Raw genomic sequence first — 263 nt, forward strand, 5'->3', positions numbered from 1 at the left:
TGCCTCGCGATCGCTCGAGCGTTCCCGCACCCAATAATCTCCCGTGGCGGTGTGCTCCTTTTTCCAGAAAGGCGCCCGCGACTTGAGGTGGTCCATCAGGAAGTCACAGCCGGCAAAGGCCGCCTGACGATGCGCACTGGCGACCAGCACCAGTACGATATTGTCGCCGGGCTCGAGCCGTCCGACACGGTGAATGATGCGCACCCCGGTGAGCGGGAAGCGCTCGCGCGCCTCTGTGATCAAGCGCTCGAGGCTACGCTCCG

General features: G+C 64.6%; 1 protein-coding gene. It reads right to left on the minus strand.

From position 1 onward, the window contains the following. The coding region (locus R0J88_RS21015) for a molybdenum cofactor biosynthesis protein MoaE (protein ID WP_410901029.1) at positions 1–263 on the minus strand (263 nt) is incomplete at both ends.

The organism is Pseudoalteromonas sp. SIMBA_162, from assembly GCF_046535955.1.
GTDB classification, from domain to species: domain Bacteria; phylum Pseudomonadota; class Gammaproteobacteria; order Enterobacterales; family Alteromonadaceae; genus Pseudoalteromonas; species Pseudoalteromonas marina.